The 16,521-nt window shown below is 71.6% G+C and carries 16 protein-coding genes; 10 read left to right on the top strand and 6 right to left on the bottom strand.

The window, feature by feature from the left end; translation table 11 throughout:
• Window positions 1–48: 48 nt before the first annotated feature.
• Both recF and EP26_RS07525 read right to left on the bottom strand, forming a co-directional pair.
• Entirely contained in the window at window positions 49–1,227 is a 1,179-nt protein-coding gene (recF, locus tag EP26_RS07530) for a DNA replication/repair protein RecF (RefSeq protein WP_043337515.1), read from the bottom strand.
• A gap of 21 nt (window positions 1,228–1,248) precedes the next feature.
• Complete coding sequence (locus EP26_RS07525; RefSeq protein WP_043337514.1) at window positions 1,249–1,575, bottom strand: TIGR02300 family protein; 327 nt, start codon at window positions 1,573–1,575, stop codon at window positions 1,249–1,251.
• Between the two features lie 125 nt (window positions 1,576–1,700).
• On the opposite strand from EP26_RS07525, the gene aroA reads away from it, so the two are divergent.
• The 4 genes from aroA to EP26_RS07505 all read left to right on the top strand — a co-directional run bounded on the left by aroA (window position 1,701) and on the right by EP26_RS07505 (window position 6,536).
• The gene (gene aroA, locus EP26_RS07520) at window positions 1,701–3,050 is read left to right on the top strand and encodes a 3-phosphoshikimate 1-carboxyvinyltransferase (protein ID WP_043337512.1); all 1,350 of its coding nucleotides are present in this window, start codon (window positions 1,701–1,703) and stop codon (window positions 3,048–3,050) included.
• Complete coding sequence (gene cmk, locus EP26_RS07515; protein ID WP_043337511.1) at window positions 3,047–3,700, top strand: (d)CMP kinase; 654 nt, start codon at window positions 3,047–3,049, stop codon at window positions 3,698–3,700. The genes aroA and cmk overlap by 4 nt, the downstream gene beginning before the upstream one ends.
• A gap of 255 nt (window positions 3,701–3,955) precedes the next feature.
• Complete coding sequence (gene rpsA / locus EP26_RS07510) at window positions 3,956–5,674, top strand: 30S ribosomal protein S1 (RefSeq protein WP_043337510.1); 1,719 nt, start codon at window positions 3,956–3,958, stop codon at window positions 5,672–5,674.
• A gap of 82 nt (window positions 5,675–5,756) precedes the next feature.
• Window positions 5,757–6,536 (top strand): enoyl-CoA hydratase/isomerase family protein, encoded by a 780-nt coding sequence (locus EP26_RS07505; protein ID WP_043337509.1) that lies wholly within the window; start codon window positions 5,757–5,759, stop codon window positions 6,534–6,536.
• Between the two features lies 1 nt (window position 6,537).
• Here EP26_RS07505 and EP26_RS07500 read toward each other — a convergent pair whose 3' ends face one another.
• Together EP26_RS07500 and EP26_RS07495 are read right to left on the bottom strand one after the other, a co-directional pair.
• Window positions 6,538–7,521, bottom strand: coding sequence for a tripartite tricarboxylate transporter substrate binding protein (locus tag EP26_RS07500; protein WP_043337507.1), 984 nt, complete (start codon window positions 7,519–7,521; stop codon window positions 6,538–6,540).
• 28 nt (window positions 7,522–7,549) lie between these two features.
• Window positions 7,550–8,752, bottom strand: coding sequence for an MFS transporter (locus EP26_RS07495; protein ID WP_043337584.1), 1,203 nt, complete (start codon window positions 8,750–8,752; stop codon window positions 7,550–7,552).
• 158 nt (window positions 8,753–8,910) lie between these two features.
• On the opposite strand from EP26_RS07495, the gene leuC reads away from it, so the two are divergent.
• The 6 genes from leuC (at window position 8,911) to EP26_RS07465 (ending at window position 14,105) form a co-directional block, all read left to right on the top strand.
• Complete coding sequence (leuC, locus tag EP26_RS07490; protein ID WP_043337505.1) at window positions 8,911–10,326, top strand: 3-isopropylmalate dehydratase large subunit; 1,416 nt, start codon at window positions 8,911–8,913, stop codon at window positions 10,324–10,326.
• 1 nt (window position 10,327) lies between these two features.
• Window positions 10,328–10,933, top strand: coding sequence for a 3-isopropylmalate dehydratase small subunit (gene leuD / locus EP26_RS07485; RefSeq protein ID WP_043337583.1), 606 nt, complete (start codon window positions 10,328–10,330; stop codon window positions 10,931–10,933).
• Window positions 10,930–11,772: a class A beta-lactamase gene (bla, locus tag EP26_RS07480; RefSeq protein ID WP_043337503.1), complete on the top strand. Its 843-nt coding sequence runs from the start codon at window positions 10,930–10,932 to the stop codon at window positions 11,770–11,772. Before leuD ends, bla begins: the two co-directional genes overlap by 4 nt.
• Before the next feature lie 217 nt (window positions 11,773–11,989).
• On the top strand, window positions 11,990–13,204 hold the full coding sequence (locus EP26_RS07475; RefSeq protein WP_342669091.1) for an aminotransferase: 1,215 nt from the start codon (window positions 11,990–11,992) through the stop codon (window positions 13,202–13,204).
• 212 nt (window positions 13,205–13,416) lie between these two features.
• Window positions 13,417–13,656: a type II toxin-antitoxin system Phd/YefM family antitoxin gene (locus tag EP26_RS07470; protein WP_043337502.1), complete on the top strand. Its 240-nt coding sequence runs from the start codon at window positions 13,417–13,419 to the stop codon at window positions 13,654–13,656.
• A complete protein-coding gene (locus EP26_RS07465) occupies window positions 13,653–14,105 on the top strand; it encodes a PIN domain-containing protein (RefSeq protein WP_043337501.1) in 453 nt (150 codons plus the stop codon). Before EP26_RS07470 ends, EP26_RS07465 begins: the two co-directional genes overlap by 4 nt.
• On the opposite strand, the gene argJ is transcribed toward EP26_RS07465, so the two are convergent.
• Together argJ and EP26_RS07455 are read right to left on the bottom strand one after the other, a co-directional pair.
• Window positions 14,093–15,328: a bifunctional glutamate N-acetyltransferase/amino-acid acetyltransferase ArgJ gene (gene argJ, locus EP26_RS07460; RefSeq protein WP_043337500.1), complete on the bottom strand. Its 1,236-nt coding sequence runs from the start codon at window positions 15,326–15,328 to the stop codon at window positions 14,093–14,095. The genes EP26_RS07465 and argJ overlap by 13 nt on opposite strands.
• 16 nt (window positions 15,329–15,344) lie before the next feature.
• On the bottom strand, window positions 15,345–16,289 hold the full coding sequence (locus EP26_RS07455; protein WP_043337499.1) for a peptidylprolyl isomerase: 945 nt from the start codon (window positions 16,287–16,289) through the stop codon (window positions 15,345–15,347).
• Window positions 16,290–16,521 lie beyond the last annotated feature (232 nt).

Raw genomic sequence — 16,521 nt, 5'->3', positions numbered from 1 at the left:
TCGGGTCAACGCTATGGGGACGACACTCTATATAGGGAGTCCCAGGCGTCAGGACACGGGTAAATCGCCATCCGGAACGAGTGCACCGGGCAGGGCTCGGAAGCCCTCGGCGGTGCCGCGCAGGGAAGTGAAAATGCCCGCATCCGTGCCGGTAAGGAAGGCCTGGGCCGGCAGGGCCGCCAGCGCCTCGAACAGCGCCTCCCGCCGGCGGGCATCCAGATGGGCCGCCACCTCGTCCAGCAGCAGCAGGGGGGCGAAGCCGCGGGCATCGGCGATCAGCCTGGCATGGGCCAGCACCACGGCGATCAGCAGGGCCTTCTGCTCGCCGGTGGAGCAGAGCGCGGCCGGCAGCCCCTTCGGCGCATGGGTAAAGAGCAGGTCGGCCCGATGGGGACCTTCCAGCGTCGCCCCGGCGGCGGCATCCCGCCCTCGGCTGGCCGCCCAGCCCTCGCGCAGCCCGTCCTCCACCGCCAGCGCCGGCGCCTCGTCCAGCGCGGCGGCGGCGGCGCATTGCAGGTCTAGCCGTGCCGCCGGGAAATCGCCGGTGATGCCGCCGAGCAGCACCCCGTTCAGCCGCCCGACCAGCCCCCGCCGTGCGGCCGCCGCGGCGACGCCGTGCCGCGCCATGGCATCCTCCAGCGCCGCGAGCCAGGCCGGGTCCACCCCCCTGCCCTCGCGCCGCTCCTGGGCCAGCAGGCGGTTGCGCTGGGCCATGGCGTTCTCATAGGCGGCAACCTCGCGGGCATGGTGCGGCTCCAGCGCCCAGACCAGCCGGTCGAGGAAGCGCCGCCGGTCGCCTGCACCGTCCTGGAACAGCCGGTCCATCTGCGGGGTGAGCCAGACCAGCGCCACCCGCTCCGCCAGTTCCGCCTGGCTGCGCACGGGCGCACCGTCGAGGCGGAAGGTCCGGCGCTCGATCGGCCCGCCCTCCGGCGTGCCGGTGCCGATGTCGAAGTCCTGGTAGGCCGCGCTGTCGAACCGCCCGGCGACGGCCCAGGGGCGCGGCCCCTCCCCCGCCTGCCGGGCGCAATCGGCCATGCGGGCCCCGCGCAGCCCGCGTCCAGGGCCGAGCAGGCTGATGGCTTCCAGCAGGTTGGTCTTGCCGACACCGTTCTCCCCGGAGACGGCGACGATGCGGGACCGGAAGGCGACGGTCAGCGCCGGGTAGCTGCGGAAATCCCGCAGCATCAGCCGGGTCAGCAGAAGGGCGGGCGGCGGCGCCGTCATGGCGCGCCGCCCGCGCCGGGGTCAGCCTTCCTCGTCGCGATCGCCTTCGACCTCGATCTCCTCGCCGATCGCATCGGCCTCGTCGTCGAGCTCCTCGGCGTCCTCGACCGTCTCATCGGCCTCGACATCCTCCAGCTCGACATCATCCGCCTCGGCGTCGGGCACGGCGGCGCGCTTCTTCAGCTTGTCGTCCACCGGCAGGCTGCCCGCGGCACGGCGCAGGCGCGGCTGCTCGGCCGGCTGCTCCGTGCCGCATTTCGGGCAGATGGCGGGTGCTCGGGTGAGGTCGTAGAATTTCGTGCCGCAGGCGACGCAGACACGCTTGAGGCCCAGTTCGGGCTTGGCCATGGGGGAAGCCTCGTGAGGATCTGGCCGCCGGCGCGCAGGGTTGGTGTGGCGGCTGCGCGTCGGCGGCTGAAAACGGGTCACGCGCATTGCCACGCGGGGCCGGGGCATGTCAAACGCGCGGGGCCATGTCCCATGATGCTTCCCCCAGGCCGCTCCGCGCCCAGGCGCCCGCCGCGCCCCTCTCCGGCACCCATCGCGTGCCGGGAGACAAGTCGATCAGCCATCGCGCGCTGATGTTCGGCGCGCTCGCCATCGGCACCACGGAGATCGAGGGGCTGCTGGAAGGCGAGGACGTGCTCCGCACCGCCGCCGCCATGCGCGCCCTCGGTGCGACGGTGGAGCAGCAGGGCCCCGGTGCCTGGCGCGTCGCCGGGCGCGGGATCGGCGGCCTGGTCGAACCGGCGGATGTGCTCGACATGGGCAATAGCGGCACCGCCGCCCGGCTGCTTTGCGGGCTGCTCGCCGGCCATCCCATATTTTCGGTGATGACGGGCGATGCCTCGCTCCGCCGGCGCCCCATGCTGCGGGTGACCGACCCGCTCTCGGCAACCGGCGCCAGCTTCTGGACCCGCGAGGGCGGCCGCCTGCCGCTTGCCGTCCAGGGCGCCACCGATCCTCTGCCGCTCGACTACCGGCTGCCCGTCGCCTCGGCTCAGGTGAAGTCGGCCTGCCTTCTCGCCGGCCTCTGCGCCCGCGGCACCACCCGCGTGGTGGAACCGGAGCCGACCCGCGACCACACAGAGAACATGCTCCGCCATTTCGGTGCCGCCGTCCGCGTCGAGGACACCGCCGAGGGAAGGGTGATCGAGCTCGAGGGCCAGCCGGAGCTGACCGCGGCCCCGATCCTCGTCCCCGGCGACCCTTCTTCCGCCGCCTTCCTGCTGGTCGCGGCCCTGCTCGTCCCCGGCTCGCAGGTGACGATCGCCAATGTCGGCCTCAACCCTCTGCGAACCGGCCTCTTCGCCACGCTCCGCGAGATGGGCGCCGAGTTGCGCATCGAGAATGCCCGCGTCGAGGGCGGCGAGCCGGTCGGTGACCTGGTCGCCACCCATGGGCCGCTCCGGGCCGTCGAGGTGCCGCCGGAGCGCGCCCCTTCAATGATCGACGAGTATCCAGTCCTTGCCGTCGCCGCCGCCGCCGCGACGGGCATCACCCGCATGCGCGGCCTCGCCGAGCTGCGGGTGAAGGAGAGCGACCGCCTGGCCGCCGCCGCCGCGATGCTCGCCGCCAACGGCATCGCCGCACGGATCGAGGGCGACGACCTGCTGGTGGAGGGCACCGGCGGCGTCATCCCGGGCGGCGGCACCGTCGTCACCCATATGGACCACCGCCTGGCGATGAGTGCCCTGGTGATGGGCCTCGCCGCCCGCGCGCCCGTCGCGGTGGACGATGCCGGCTTTATCGAGACCAGCTTCCCCGGCTTCGCCGCGCTGATGAACCGCGCCGCCGGCAGCGAGGCGATCCGCCCGGCATGAGCCTCGTCATCGCCGTCGACGGGCCGGCCGCCGCCGGCAAGGGCACGCTGGCCCGCCGCCTCGCCGCCGCGCTCGGCCTGCCCTATCTCGATACCGGCCTGCTCTACCGCGCGACCGGCCGCCGCGTTCTCGACCGCGAGGCCGATCCGCACGACGCCGCCATCGCCGCCGCCGAGGCCGGCGCCCTCCGCCCGGAAGACCTGGACCGCTCCGACCTGCGCGGCCCGGCCGCCGACATGGCCGCCAGCACCGTCGCCGCCATCCCCGCGGTGCGCGCCGCCCTGCTCGACTGGCAGCGCGAATTCGGCCGCCGCCACGGCGCGGTGATGGACGGGCGGGACATCGGCACCGTCGTCTTCCCCGCGGCGCCGGTGAAGCTCTTCGTCACCGCCACCCCGGAGGAGCGCGCCCGCCGCCGCTGGCTGGAGCTGCGGTCCCGCGGCGTCGCGGCCGACCGGGCGCAGGTCGCCGCCGAGATCCACACCCGCGACGAGCAGGATAGCAACCGCCCCGTCGCCCCGCTCCGTCCCGCCGAGGATGCCCTCATCCTCGACACCACCGCGCTCGATGCCGAGGCGGCCTTCGCCACGGCCATGGCGATGATCCGGGACCGGCTGAATTCTCTTGACCCTGGTGCCGCAAAAGCCTAGCGAAATCACCTCCGCGCGTCCGTAAGGGCCGCGGCGCCCGCAGTTGAGGGATCGGCATCACAGCAATGTGAGGCATCCCGCAGCCCAAGGGCCGGGACCGGGCGGGCCGATACGCCGCCCAAGGCACAGGGTCGAACGCGCCTCCATCCGCCCGACAAGGACGGCCCGGCGCCCGATCAAGCCGTGCCCGGCGGATCGCCGGGGGCGCAGGACCACCGCCCGCCGCTCGCGGGCAGTTCGGGACAGACAGACCGCATGGCATCCGCCACCACCCTCGCGCATGACGCGGGGATCGAAGACTTTGCCGCAATGCTCGACGAGACCCTGGGCGCCGATACCGGCTTCGCCGGCTCGGTTGTTTCCGGGCGCGTCATCCGCATCGATGACGACTTCGCCGTCGTCGATGTCGGGCTGAAGAGCGAGGGGCGCGTCCCCCTCAAGGAATTCGCCCCGCAGGGGCAGAAGCCGGAAGTGCAGGCCGGCGACGTGGTCGAGCTCTTCGTCGAGCGCTATGAGGACCGCGACGGCTCCATCGTGCTCTCGCGCGAGAAGGCGCGGCGCGAGGAAGCCTGGACCAATCTCGAGAAGGCCTACCAGGCGAACCAGCGCGTCAACGGCGTGATCTTCGGGCGCGTCAAGGGCGGCTTCACCGTCGATCTCGGCGGCGCCGTGGCCTTCCTCCCCGGCTCCCAGGTCGATATCCGCCCGGTGCGCGATGTCGGCCCGCTGATGGGCAGCCCGCAGCCCTTCCAGATCCTTAAGATGGACCGCGCCCGCGGCAACATCGTGGTCAGCCGCCGCGCCGTCCTCGAGGAGACCCGTGCGGAGCAGCGTTCTGAGCTGATCCAGGGCCTGAAGGAGGGCATGATCCTCGACGGCGTGGTCAAGAACATCACCGATTACGGTGCGTTCGTGGACCTCGGCGGCGTCGACGGCCTGCTGCACGTCACCGACATCGCCTGGCGCCGGATCAACCACCCGTCCGAGGCGCTGACCATCGGCCAGCCGGTGAAGGTGCAGGTCATCCGCTTCAACAGCGAGACCCAGCGCATCAGCCTCGGCATGAAGCAGCTGATGGCCGATCCGTGGGATGGCGTCGCCATCAAGTACCCGGTGAACGCCAAGTTCAGCGGCCGCGTGACCAACATCACCGACTACGGCGCTTTCGTGGAGCTGGAGCCGGGCGTCGAGGGCCTCGTGCATGTCAGCGAGATGTCCTGGACGAAGAAGAACGTCCATCCGGGCAAGATCGTCGCCACCTCGCAGGAAGTGGACGTGATGATCCTCGACGTGGACGAGCCGAAGCGCCGCATCTCGCTCGGCCTGAAGCAGGCCCAGGGCAACCCGTGGGAGCTGTTCCTCGAGGCCCATCCGCCGGGCTCCGTGGTCGAGGGCGAGATCCGCAACATCACCGAGTTCGGGCTGTTCATCGGCATCGGCCCGGAGATCGACGGCATGGTCCACATGTCCGACCTCTCCTGGGAAGAGGCCGGCGAGGCGGCGATGGCCAACTTCGAGAAGGGCCAGGTCATCAAGGCCAAGGTGCTCGATGTGGATGTCGAGAAGGAGCGCATCTCCCTCGGCGTGAAGCAGCTCGAGGCCGACCCGGCCGCGGAAGTGCTCGACAAGGTCCGCAAGGGCGATGTCGTCACCTGCATCGTCACGCAGGTTCAGGCCAACGGCATCGAGGTCCGGGTCGAGGATGTCCTCACCGGCTTCATCCGCCGCGCCGAGCTGGCGCGTGACCGCGGCGACCAGCGCCCCGACAAGTTCGCCGTGGGCGAGAAGGTCGATGCCAAGGTCACCGCCGTGGATCGCGCCGCCCGTCGCCTCGCCCTGACGATCAAGGGCAAGGAGATCGAGGAGGAGCGCGAGGCGATGAAGGAGTACGGCTCCACCGACAGCGGCGCCTCGCTCGGTGACATCCTGGGCGCGGCCATCCGCCGCCGCCGCGAGATGGCCGGCGAGGAGTAATCCTCGAGGCAGACCAGACCAGGCCGGCGGGGGCAACCTCGCCGGCCTTTTTTTATCCACGCGACGGGTGCAGGCTCGCCCCATGTCGAACCCCCTTCTCGTCGAGCGCTCCGGCGCCATCACCCGCCTCCGCTTCAACCGGCCAGAGCGGCTGAATGCCATCGATGCCGCCATGGCCGCGGCCTTCCGCGAAGCCGTCGATGCCCTGCCGCAGGACCCGGATCTCCGCTGCGTCGTGCTCTGCGGCGCCGGCCGGGCCTTCATGGCTGGCGGCGACATCTCCGCCTTCCAGGGGCCGCAGGCGCTAGCCGAGATCCGCCATATCCTGCAGCCGATGCATGAGGCGGTGGCCGGGCTCGCCGCCCTCCCCGTCCCCGTTCTCGCCAGCGTCCAGGGCGCGGCAGCGGGCGGAGGGCTGTCGCTGGCCCTCGGCGCCGATCTGGTGATTGCGGCGGAGGATGCGCGCTTCGCCCTGGGCTACCTGAAGCTTGGCACCGTGCCGGATTGCGGCGGGAGCTGGGTGCTACCGCGCCTCCTTGGCCTACGCGGAGCGATGGGCCTGGCGATGCTCGGCGAGGAGCTGGACGGGCAGGCGGCGCTCGCCGCCGGGCTGGTGAACCGGGTCGTGCCGGCCGCCGAGCTGGAGGCGGCGACGGAGGCCCTGGCGCAGGAACTCGCCAGCGGGCCGACGGCAGCCTTCGGCCGGGCCAAGGCGCTGCTCCGTGGGGCGGCGGGCCGCGACCTGCCGACCCAGCTTCAGGCGGAGGAAGCGGCCTTCCTCGCCTCGGCCGGTACCGCGGATTTCGCCGAAGGCGTCGCCGCCTTCCTCGGCCGCCGCCGCCCGGATTTCACCGGGAAGTAGGCTATTCGATAGTGACGTTGGCCGCGGTGATGACCTTGGCCCAACGGTCCACCTCGCCGCGGAGGAAGGTCCCGGCTTCCTCCGGGCTGCTGCCGACGGCGTCGAAGCCGAGGCCGCGCAGCCGCTCGGTCGCGGCCGGGTCGCGGACGATCTTCGCCACCTCGCCCGAGACGCGCTCGACGATCTCGCGCGGCGTATTGGCTGGGGCCAGCAGCAGGCACCAGGTGCTGGAGACGAAGTCCGGTAGGCCGCTCTCGATGAAGGTCGGGATGTTCGGCGCCCAGGTCGGGCGCGTGGCGCTGGCGAAGCCGATCGGCCGGACGGCGCCGCTCTCGAACTGCGCCCGCAGCGAGGAGAAGCTGTCGAACATCACGCCGATATTGCCGGAGATCAGGTCCTGCAGCGCCGGCGCCGTGCCGCGATAGGGCACGTGCACCATTTGCGTGCCGGTTCGGACCTGCAGGTCCTCCATCGTCAGGTGGGCCGCTGCGCCGATCCCGCTCGAACCGTAATTCAGGGCGCCCGGCCGCGCCTTGGCATAGGCCAGCATTCCGGCCAGATCGGTGAAGGGCAGCTTGGCATTGGCGCCGAGCACGAGCGGCGCGAGCATCATCAGCGAGACCGGGGCGAAGCTCGCTACCGGGTCGAAGGGCAGCTTGCCCTTGTAGAGCGTGGCATTGGCCGCATGAGCCCCGATCACCACGGCGAAGCTGTAGCCATCCGGCGGGCTGGCGGCGACAGCGCCGGCGCCGACGATGCTGTTGGCGCCCGGCCGGTTCTCCACCACCACAGGCTGGCCGAGCGCCTTCGACAGCGGTTCCGCCACGAAACGGGCAGCGACGTCGGTGGTGCCGCCCGGGGTGTAGGGGACGACGATGCGGATGGGCCGGTCCGGATAGCCCGCCGCCCGGGCGCCCCGCGAGGCGAGCAGGCCAGCGCCTGCCCCGAGCGCCGCGCGCCGGGTCACCGAAGCAAAGCCACTCATTGTCTCATGTTCCTCCCGATCGTCCCGTTCACTCGGCGGCCGTCACCGGTCGCTTGAAGCGCCGCTCGCCGACGAAGGCCATCGCCATGGTCGCCAGGATGAAGCAGACCGAGGCGGCGAAGACCAGCAGCGGCCGGCCATGGTCCATCAGCGCGCCGTAGATCATCGGCCCCACCGCGCCGCCGATGTTGAAGCCCGTCGTCACGATGCCGAAGACCCGGCCCACCGCGCCGGGCGGCGCCGCGGCCCGCACCAGCATGTCGCGGGAGGGCATGATCATGCCGGAGAAAAAGCCCGCCAGACCCATCACGCCCACCAGCACCACCGGCCCGAGCGGCACCAGCCCGACCAGGCCGATCAACGCGCCCGTCAGTCCGAAGCCGAGGGCAGCCACATCGCCATGCCGTGTGGTACGGTCGGCGATGATGCCGCCGGCCAGCACGCCGAAGGCGCTCAGCAGAAGGAAGGCGCTCAGCGCGACATTGGCCGCGGCGAAGTCGACGCCCCGGCCGTTCACCAGCGCCACGACCGAGAAATTCTGGATGCCGCCGAGCGAGAGGGCGAGCAGGGTGAAGAAGACCGTCAGCATGACGACGGCCGGCGTCAGCACCGATTCGGCTGGGGCCTTGGCGGCTTTGGCTGCGGCGGCGCGGGGCGCAGGGGCCTCGTCGCGGGCGAAGGCGAGCGGCAGGGCGGCAAGGATGGCCAGCCCCCCGGCCGCGCCGAGCGCTGCCTCGAGCCCGGCGAGGCTGGAGAGGCCGAGCATCAGCGCCGGGGCCATCGCCCCTCCAAGATAGCCGGAGAAGGTGTGGATGGAGAAGGCGCGGCCGATCCGCTCCTCGCCGATGGTGCGGCCGAGAATCTCGTAATCCGCCGGGTGGTAGACGGCATTCGCCAGGCCGAGCAGCGCCGCAGAGACCAGCAGCACGGGATAGGTCGGCATCGCCGCCAGCAGGACAAGGGCGAAGGCGCCGAGGCCGAGCCCGGCCACCAGCACCCGCCGCGAGCCGAAGCGGTCGACCGCATAGCCGAGCGGCGCCTGGGTGACGCCGGAGACGATGTTGTAGAGCGTCAGCGCCAGCGCCAGCTCGACGAAGGAGACGCCGAGCCGGTCGCGCAGCAGGGGGAAGAGCGGCGGCAGGACGAGCTGGTGGATGTGGCTGACGAGATGCGCGCCGGAGACGAGGGTCAGCGAGCGCAGTTCCGGCCGGGTCCAGCTGGCAGCCTGCATGGCGGGCATTCCCTCGTTTGCTTGGCCCTCGAGATGGGGCGGTGATGCAGCATCGCCAGGATCGGCGGCGAGGGAAAGGGACGAGCGAGCGTGGCTGACCCTACTGGACCGCATCCCTCCCCCGCCGCAGGATCGGCGCGAAGCGGGCGGAGGAAGCCATGTCCGAGGCGCCGAGGACGATGTTCGAGAAGATCTGGGACCGCCACCGGGTCCTGGAGCGGGAGGACGGGCAGACGCTGCTCTATGTCGACCGGCACCTGGTGCATGAGGGCGGTGCCGCGGCCTTCGCGGCGCTGCGGCGGCGCGGGCTGGCACCGCGCGCGCCCGACCGCATCTTCACCGTGCCGGATCACTACGCGCCGACCGACAGCCGCCGGCTCGATGACATCCGCGACCCGCGCCACCGCGAGATGATCGAGCAGCTTGCCCAGAATTCGAAGGAGCACGGCATTCGGCATTTCGGCCTCGGCGGGCCGGAGCAGGGCATCGTGCATGTGATCGGGCCGGAGCTCGGCCTCTCCCAGCCGGGGATGCTGATCGTCTGCGGCGACAGCCATACCAGCACGCATGGGGCGCTCGGCGCGCTCGCCTTCGGCATCGGCAGCAGCGAGGTCGCGCATGTGCTGGCGACGCAGACGCTGTGGCAGCGCAAGCCGAAGACGATGCGCATCACCGTCGACGGGAGGCTCGGCGAGGGTGTTTCGGCGAAGGACGTGATCCTCGCCATCATCGCCCGGATCAGCGCGGCGGGGGCGACGGGGCATGTGATCGAATATGCCGGCAGCGCCATCACGAGCCTCTCGATGGAGGGGCGGCTGACGCTCTGCAACATGTCGATCGAGGCGGGTGGGCGGGCCGGCATGGTGGCGCCGGACGAGGCTACCTTCGCCTATCTCGCCGGCCGGGCCTATGCGCCGGAGGATTGGGAGGCGGCGCTCGCGCGCTGGCGGGCGCTGCCGAGCGACCCGGGGGCGGTATTCGATGCGGAGGTGACGCTGGATGGCGGCGCCATCGAGCCGATGGTCACCTGGGGCAACAGCCCGGAGGAGGCGCTGCCGATCGGCGGCACCGTGCCGGGGCCGGAGGCGGCGGCCGATGCGGAGCGGCGGGAGACCATGGCGCGGACGCTCGACTATATGGGCCTCGCGCCGGGGATGGCGCTGGAGGGGTTGGCGGTCGATAGGGTCTTCATTGGCTCCTGCACCAATTCCCGGATCGAGGATCTGCGGGCCGCTGCCGCCGTCGCGCGGGGGCGGCGCGTGGCGGAGAGCGTCGAGGCCTGGGTGGTGCCGGGCAGCGAGGCGGTGAAGCGCCAGGCCGAGGCGGAGGGACTGCACGAGGTCTTCCGCGGTGCCGGCTTCGACTGGCGGGAGCCGGGGTGTTCCATGTGCGTGGGGATGAATGGCGACATCGCCCGGCCGGGCAGCCGCGTCGCCTCGACCAGCAACCGGAATTTCATGGGGCGGCAGGGACCGGGGGCGCGGACGCATCTGGTCAGCCCGGCGATGGCCGCCGCCGCCGCGGTGGCGGGGCATTTCACCGATGTGCGGCGGCTGCTGGCGGGGGGCGGCTGAGATGGAGGCTTTCACCCGGCTTACCTCCGTGGCGGTGCCGCTGCCGCGGCCGAATATCGACACCGACCAGATCATCCCGGCGCGCTTCCTCTCTCGGCCGAGGGAGGTCGATCATGGGGAGTTCCTCTTCCACGATGCGCGACGGCGGCCGGAGACGGGGGAGCAGGATCCCGAATTCCCGCTGAACCGGGAGGTGTTCGGGGCGGCGCGGATCATCGTGGCGGGGCGGAATTTCGCCTGCGGGTCGTCGCGGGAAAGCGCGGTCTGGGCGCTGTTCGATGCGGGGTTCCGCTGCGCCATCGCGCCCAGTTTCGGCGACATCTTCCGCACCAACGGGATGAAGAACGGGCTGCTGCCGGTGGTGCTGCCGGCGGAGGCGGTGGCGGCGCTGACCGCGCAGGTGGAGGCGGCGCCGGAGGCCGAGGTCACGGTCGACCTGCGGGCGCTGGAGGTGACCTTCCCGGATGGATCGGTGCATGGCTTCGAGGTCGATCCCTTCGCCCGGCACTGCCTGCTGGAGGGGCTGGACGAGATCGGGTTGACCCTGTCGCTGGAGGATGAGATCGCGGCCTTCGAGCGGCGCTACGGGCGGGAGAACACGCGATGAGGCGAAGGACGGTGCTGGCGGCGGGTGCGGTGCTGGCGATGCCGGCCGCGGCGGCCGAGGGGCTGGCGGCGCTGGAGGCGCGGCAGGGCGGGCGGCTCGGTGTCGCCATCCTGGATAGCGGCAGCGGGCGGGTGCTGGCGCATCGGGGGGAGGAGCGGTTCGCGCTGTGCAGCACCTTCAAGCACCTGGCGGCCGCGCGGGTGCTGGCGCGGGTCGATGCGGGCGAGGAGTGGCTCGACCGGCATGTCGCCTATGGACGGGAGGCGCTGGTGCCTTACTCGCCTGTGACGGGGCCGGGGGCGGAGGCGGGCGGCCTCGCCATGGGAGCGATCTGCGAGGCGGCGGTGGCACTCAGCGACAATACGGCGGGCAACCTCATGCTCGACAGCTTCGGTGGGCCGGCGGGGCTGACGTCCTGGCTGCGGGGGCTGGGGGATGGGGCGACGCGGCTGGATCGGCGGGAGACGGAGCTGAATGTCGTGCCGCCCGGGGATGAGCGGGATACGACGACGCCGCTCGCCATGGTGGGGACGATGCGGCGGCTTCTGTTGGGCGAGGCGTTGTCGGCGGGTTCGCGGGAGCGGTTGGTGGGGTGGCTGGTCGGGTCCAAGACGGGTGATGCGCGGCTCAGGGCCGGGATGCCGGCGGGATGGCGGGTCGGCGACAAGACCGGCACCGGGCCGGCGCCGCTGGTGCCGACCAACGATGTCGCCATCGCCTGGCCGCCGGGGCAGGCACCGGTCATCGTCGCCGCCTATCTCGAAGGCGCGCGGGGGAGCGATGCGGAGCGGAGCGCGGTGCTGGCCGAGGTCGGGCGGGTTGCGGCGCGGATGGTTTGAGATCTTGAAGCCTGGGGGCGGGTAAGCTCTTGAGGTAGTTCGGTTTCAGGAGGGGAATTTAGGATTTTAGGGCTTTAGGCGAGTTGCCGGGCCGGGCTTCGGGCGCGGCCTCACCTTGGGCGAATATTCCTATAGCGGGATGGGATCAGCGGGGCAAGGATCTTGCAGGGTGGGGGCACGCGCCGCAGCATGGCGCGAGCCTTGAGGAGCCCCGCCGATGCGTCCGAACAGCCTCCATGCCGCCGACCTGGCGCATCTCGTCCATCAGCAGACCGATCTCGGGGCGCATGAGGCGGAGGGGGCCATCCTCATCGCGCGCGGGAATGGCGTGCGCGTCACCGATACCGAGGGGCGCGAGTATATCGAGGCGATGGCGGGGCTGTGGTGCGCCTCGCTCGGCTTCTCCGAGCGGCGGCTGGCGGAGGCGGCCTACAAGCAAATGCTGGCGCTGCCCTACTATCACACCTTCTTCCAGAAGGGGCATGAGCCGAGCGTCCGGCTGGCCGAGAAGCTGGCGGCCATGGCGCCGGAGGGGCTCAACCATGTGCTCTTCCAGTGCAGCGGGTCGGAGGCGAATGACGCGGCGATCAAGCTGATCTGGTATTACAACAACATCCGCGGTAAGCCGGCGAAGAAGAAGCTGATCGGGCGGATGCGCGGCTACCATGGGAATACGGTGGCGACGGCCTCGCTCTCCGGCCAGCCGCATATGCAGGCGGATTTCGACCTGCCGCTGGGCGAGCGGTTCCTGCACATCTCCAACCCGAACTACTACCGCTTCGGGCAGGAGGGGGAGAGCGAGGAGCAGTTCAGCGCGCGGATGGCGGCCGAGTTGGAGGCGCTGATCGAACGGGAGGGCGGGGAGACCATCGCCGCGCTCTTCGCCGAGCCGGTGCAGGGCGGCGGCGGCGCCATTACTCCGCCGCGCGGGTATTTCGACCTGATCCAGCCGATCCTTACGCGGCATGACATCCTGCTGGTCGCCGACGAGGTGATCTGCGGCTTCGGGCGGACGGGCAATCTCTGGGGTTCCGAGACCTATGGGATGCGGCCGGACATGCTGGTCTCGGCCAAGCAGCTGACGGCCAGCTACCAGCCGCTTTCGGCGCTGCTGATCTCGGACCCAATCCATGCGGCGCTGATGGAGGGAAGCCGGAAGCATGGCAGCTTCGGGCATGGCTTCACCTATGGCGGGCATCCCGTGGCCTGCGCGGTCGGGCTGGAGACGCTGGCGATCTACGAGGAGCGGGACATCCTGGGGCATGTGCGGGCCGTCTCGCCGACCTTCCTCGAGGGGCTGGGGGCGATGCGGGAGCATCCGCTGGTCGGCGACGTGCGCGGCGTCGGGCTGATCGCGGGGGTGGAGCTGGTGGCGGACAAGACGACGAAGGCGCCCTTCCCGCCTGCGGCCAAGGTGGGGCTGCTGGTGTAGGAGAAGTGCCAGGCGGCGGGGCTGATCGTACGGGCGATCGGGGACCGGATCGCCTTCACGCCGCCGCTCATCATCACCGCCGAGGAGATCGGGGAGATGTGCGGGCGGTTCCGGGCGGGGCTGGATGCGGCCTGGGCGGAGCTGGGCGGGAAGGCGCTGGCGACGGAGTAGCTAAGCGACTATATGACCACAGTGGTCACACAGGGTCCGACATGCACGAATTGCAGCTGCGCGATGCGAAGGCCGGCTTCTCGGCGGTGGTCGAGAAGGCGGCGCAAGGCGAGCCGAGCGTCGTCACGCGGCATGGGGAGAAGGTGGCGGTGGTGCTCGGCTATGCCGAGTGGCGAAGGCTGACCGGGGCGCAGCCCTCCTTCGCCGATCTGCTGCTGGCCTTTCCCGAGGATGATGAGGTCGGGCGCGATCCGGCGCCGGTGCGCGACCTCGGTCTGTGAGCGCGGGGTTCCTGCTCGATACCAATGTCGTCTCGGCCACGGCGCCTGACCGGCGGGGCGTGCCGGATGTGGCGAAGCGGGCGGCGCGGGACTGGGTGCTGGACAACCAGGACCGGCTGTTCCTGCCAGTGATCGCCGTCGCCGAGATCGCGGCGGGGATCGGGGCGCGGGAGGCTTCGGGGGCGGTGCGGCATGCGGCCGATCTGGCCGCCTGGCTGCGGGCGGTGCTGGTGGCCTATCCGGAGCGGGTGCTCGGCTTCGATGCCAGGGCGGCGCTGGAGGCGCGGGCGCTGGCCCGGACCGCGCGGGCGGCGGGGGTGGAGCCGGGCTTCGCCGACCTCACCCTGGCCTGCATCGCCCGCACCCATGGGCTGGTGCTGGCGACGCGGAACCTGCGGCACTTCACCCCGATGGGGGTGGAGGCCATCGACCCGTTTCAGCTCCGGTAGGAGCCGTTGATGTCGATGTAGCCGTGGGTCAGGTCGCAGGTCCAGACGCGGGCCTTGCCGCGGCCGAGGCCGATATCGACGGTGATCTCGACCTCGCGGCCCTTCATATGGGCGACGACGGGGGCCTCGTCATAGCCGGGGACGACGCCGCCTTCCTGCGCCATCCAGGTGCCGCCGACGGCGATGCCGAGCTTGTCGCGGTCGGCCGGCTCGCCGGACTTGCCGACGGCCATGACGATGCGGCCCCAATTGGCGTCCTCGCCGGCGATGGCGGTCTTCACCAGCGGCGAATTGGCGATGGCCATGGCGATGCGGTGGGCCGACTTGGCGCTGACGGCGCCGATGACGTCGATCTGGATGAGCTTCTGCGCCCCCTCCCCGTCGCGGGCGACCTGGAGGGCGAGGTCGAGCAGGACCTCGTCGAGGGCGCGGGCGAAGTCGCGCAGCATCGCGCCGCCTTCGGCGGGGATGCGGGGGTGCTTCGCCTGGCCGGTGGCGAAGAGCAGGACCGTGTCGCTGGTCGAGGTGTCGCTGTCGACCGTGATACAATTGAAGGACTTGGCGACGCCCTTCGACAGAAGGGACTGGAGGGCGGCGGCGGGGATCTTCGCGTCGGTCGCGATGAAGCTCAGCATGGTCGCCATGTCGGGGGCGATCATGCCGCTGCCCTTGGCGATGCCGGCGATGGTCACCGTGGCGTCGCCGATGGTCGCCGTGCGGAGGGCGGCCTTGGGGAAGGTGTCCGTCGTCATGATCCCCCGCGCGGCGTCGGGCCAGCGGTCAGGGGAGAGGCCAGAGTGGAGAGCCGGGAGGGCGGCGGTCAGGCGGTCATGCGGCAGGGTCTCGCCGATGACGCCGGTGCTGGCGAGGAAGACCTCGCGGGGCTTGCAGCCGACGAGCTTCGCGGCGGCCTCGGCCGTGGCGGCGGTGGCGTCGCGGCCGGCCTTGCCGGTGAAGACGTTGGCGTTGCCGGCATTCACGACCAGGGCGCGGGCTTTCCCACCCTTGAGGGCGGCGCGGCACCAGTCGATGGGGGCGCCGGGGCATAGGTTGCGGGTGAAGACGCCCGCGACCGTCGTGCCGGGGGCGAATTCCAGCATCGTCAGGTCGGCGCGGCCCTTGTAGCGGATGCCCGCCTCGATGACGCCGAGGGTGACGCCGGCGATCGGCGGCAGCTCCGGCATCGGTTGAGCAAGCGGGGAGACGGGCAGCGGGCCGGCCATGGGCGTGGGCTCTCTATCAGCGACGTTGGGGTTGCGGGGCGGCGGGGCGGGCCGGGGCCGCTGCGGGCGGGGCCGCGTTGTCCATCAGCGAGGGGGCGGGCTGGTCGAGGCGCTCGACCTTCGCCGCATCGCGGGCGCGGGCGACGACCTGCTGCACCTGCTCCTCCAGCATCTTCTGGCGGAGCTGGTTGCGGCTCTCCTCGAAGCCCGGCACCGGGGCGGAGCGGCGCTCCTCCACCTTGATGACGTGCCAACCGAAGGAGGTGCGGACCGGGGTCTGGGTCACCTGGCCGGTCTGGAGGGCGAAGGCGGCCTCGGCGAATTCAGGGACCATGTCGCCGCGCTTGAAGAAGCCGAGATCGCCGCCGCTCTGGGCGCCGGGGTCGCGGGAGCGGCGCTTCGCCACATCGGCGAAGTCGGCGCCGCCGGCGAGTTCGGCGAGCACGGCCTTCGCCTCGGCCTCGGTCTGGACGAGGATGTGGCGGGCGTGGACCTCCTCCTCGCCCTGGCGGCGGCTGGCCTCTTGGTCGTAGCGGGCGCGGATGGCGGCGTCGGTGACGGCGGGCGTCACCTCGCGGGAGAGGTAGGCCTGCTGCAGCTCCTGCTCCTCGGCGCGGCGGATGCGGCGCTGGACCTCGGCGTCCTTGTCGAGGCCCGCCGAGCGGGCGGCGTTGGTCAGGACGCGCTCGGTGACGGCGCGGTCGATGAGCTGGCGGGCGACCTCGGGGGGGAGCATCTGCATCAGGGCCGGGCCGGGCATGGTGCGCATCTCGGGCGGCAGCACGTCCTGGGCCGTCGCCATCACGTCCGAGAGGCGGACCGGGCTGCCATCGACCCGGGCGAGGATGGGGTCTTCCGCCCCCTGGGGGGTTGCCTGGAGCGCCGGTGGGGGCGCGGCCGTCTGGGCGAGCGCGGCGGCGGGGGCCAGGAGGGCAGCCAGGAGAAGGGGGCGGAAGGTCATAAAGTCGGGGGGCTCCGAAAGGCGCCGGACAATGCCGGATGCGGCATGGGGCGGCAAGCGCGTGAAGATTGACCTCAGCGCGGCGCTTGCCTATCTGTTCCGCGCTCCGGGGTCGCGCCCCATGGTCGTACCGAGGACGCTGCCCGAAGCTCCGGCTTCGGCCCCATCCCGGCGGCCCTTGGGGCCATAGACTGCCGAGGCCCGCGCGGGCAGTACCGCGCAATCCCGGAGA

This window comes from Belnapia moabensis DSM 16746, from assembly GCF_000745835.1.
Classification (GTDB): Bacteria; Pseudomonadota; Alphaproteobacteria; order Acetobacterales; family Acetobacteraceae; genus Belnapia; species Belnapia moabensis.
The sequence above is the reverse complement of the archived record's forward strand: the minus strand, read 5'-3'. Positions and strand labels throughout refer to the sequence as shown.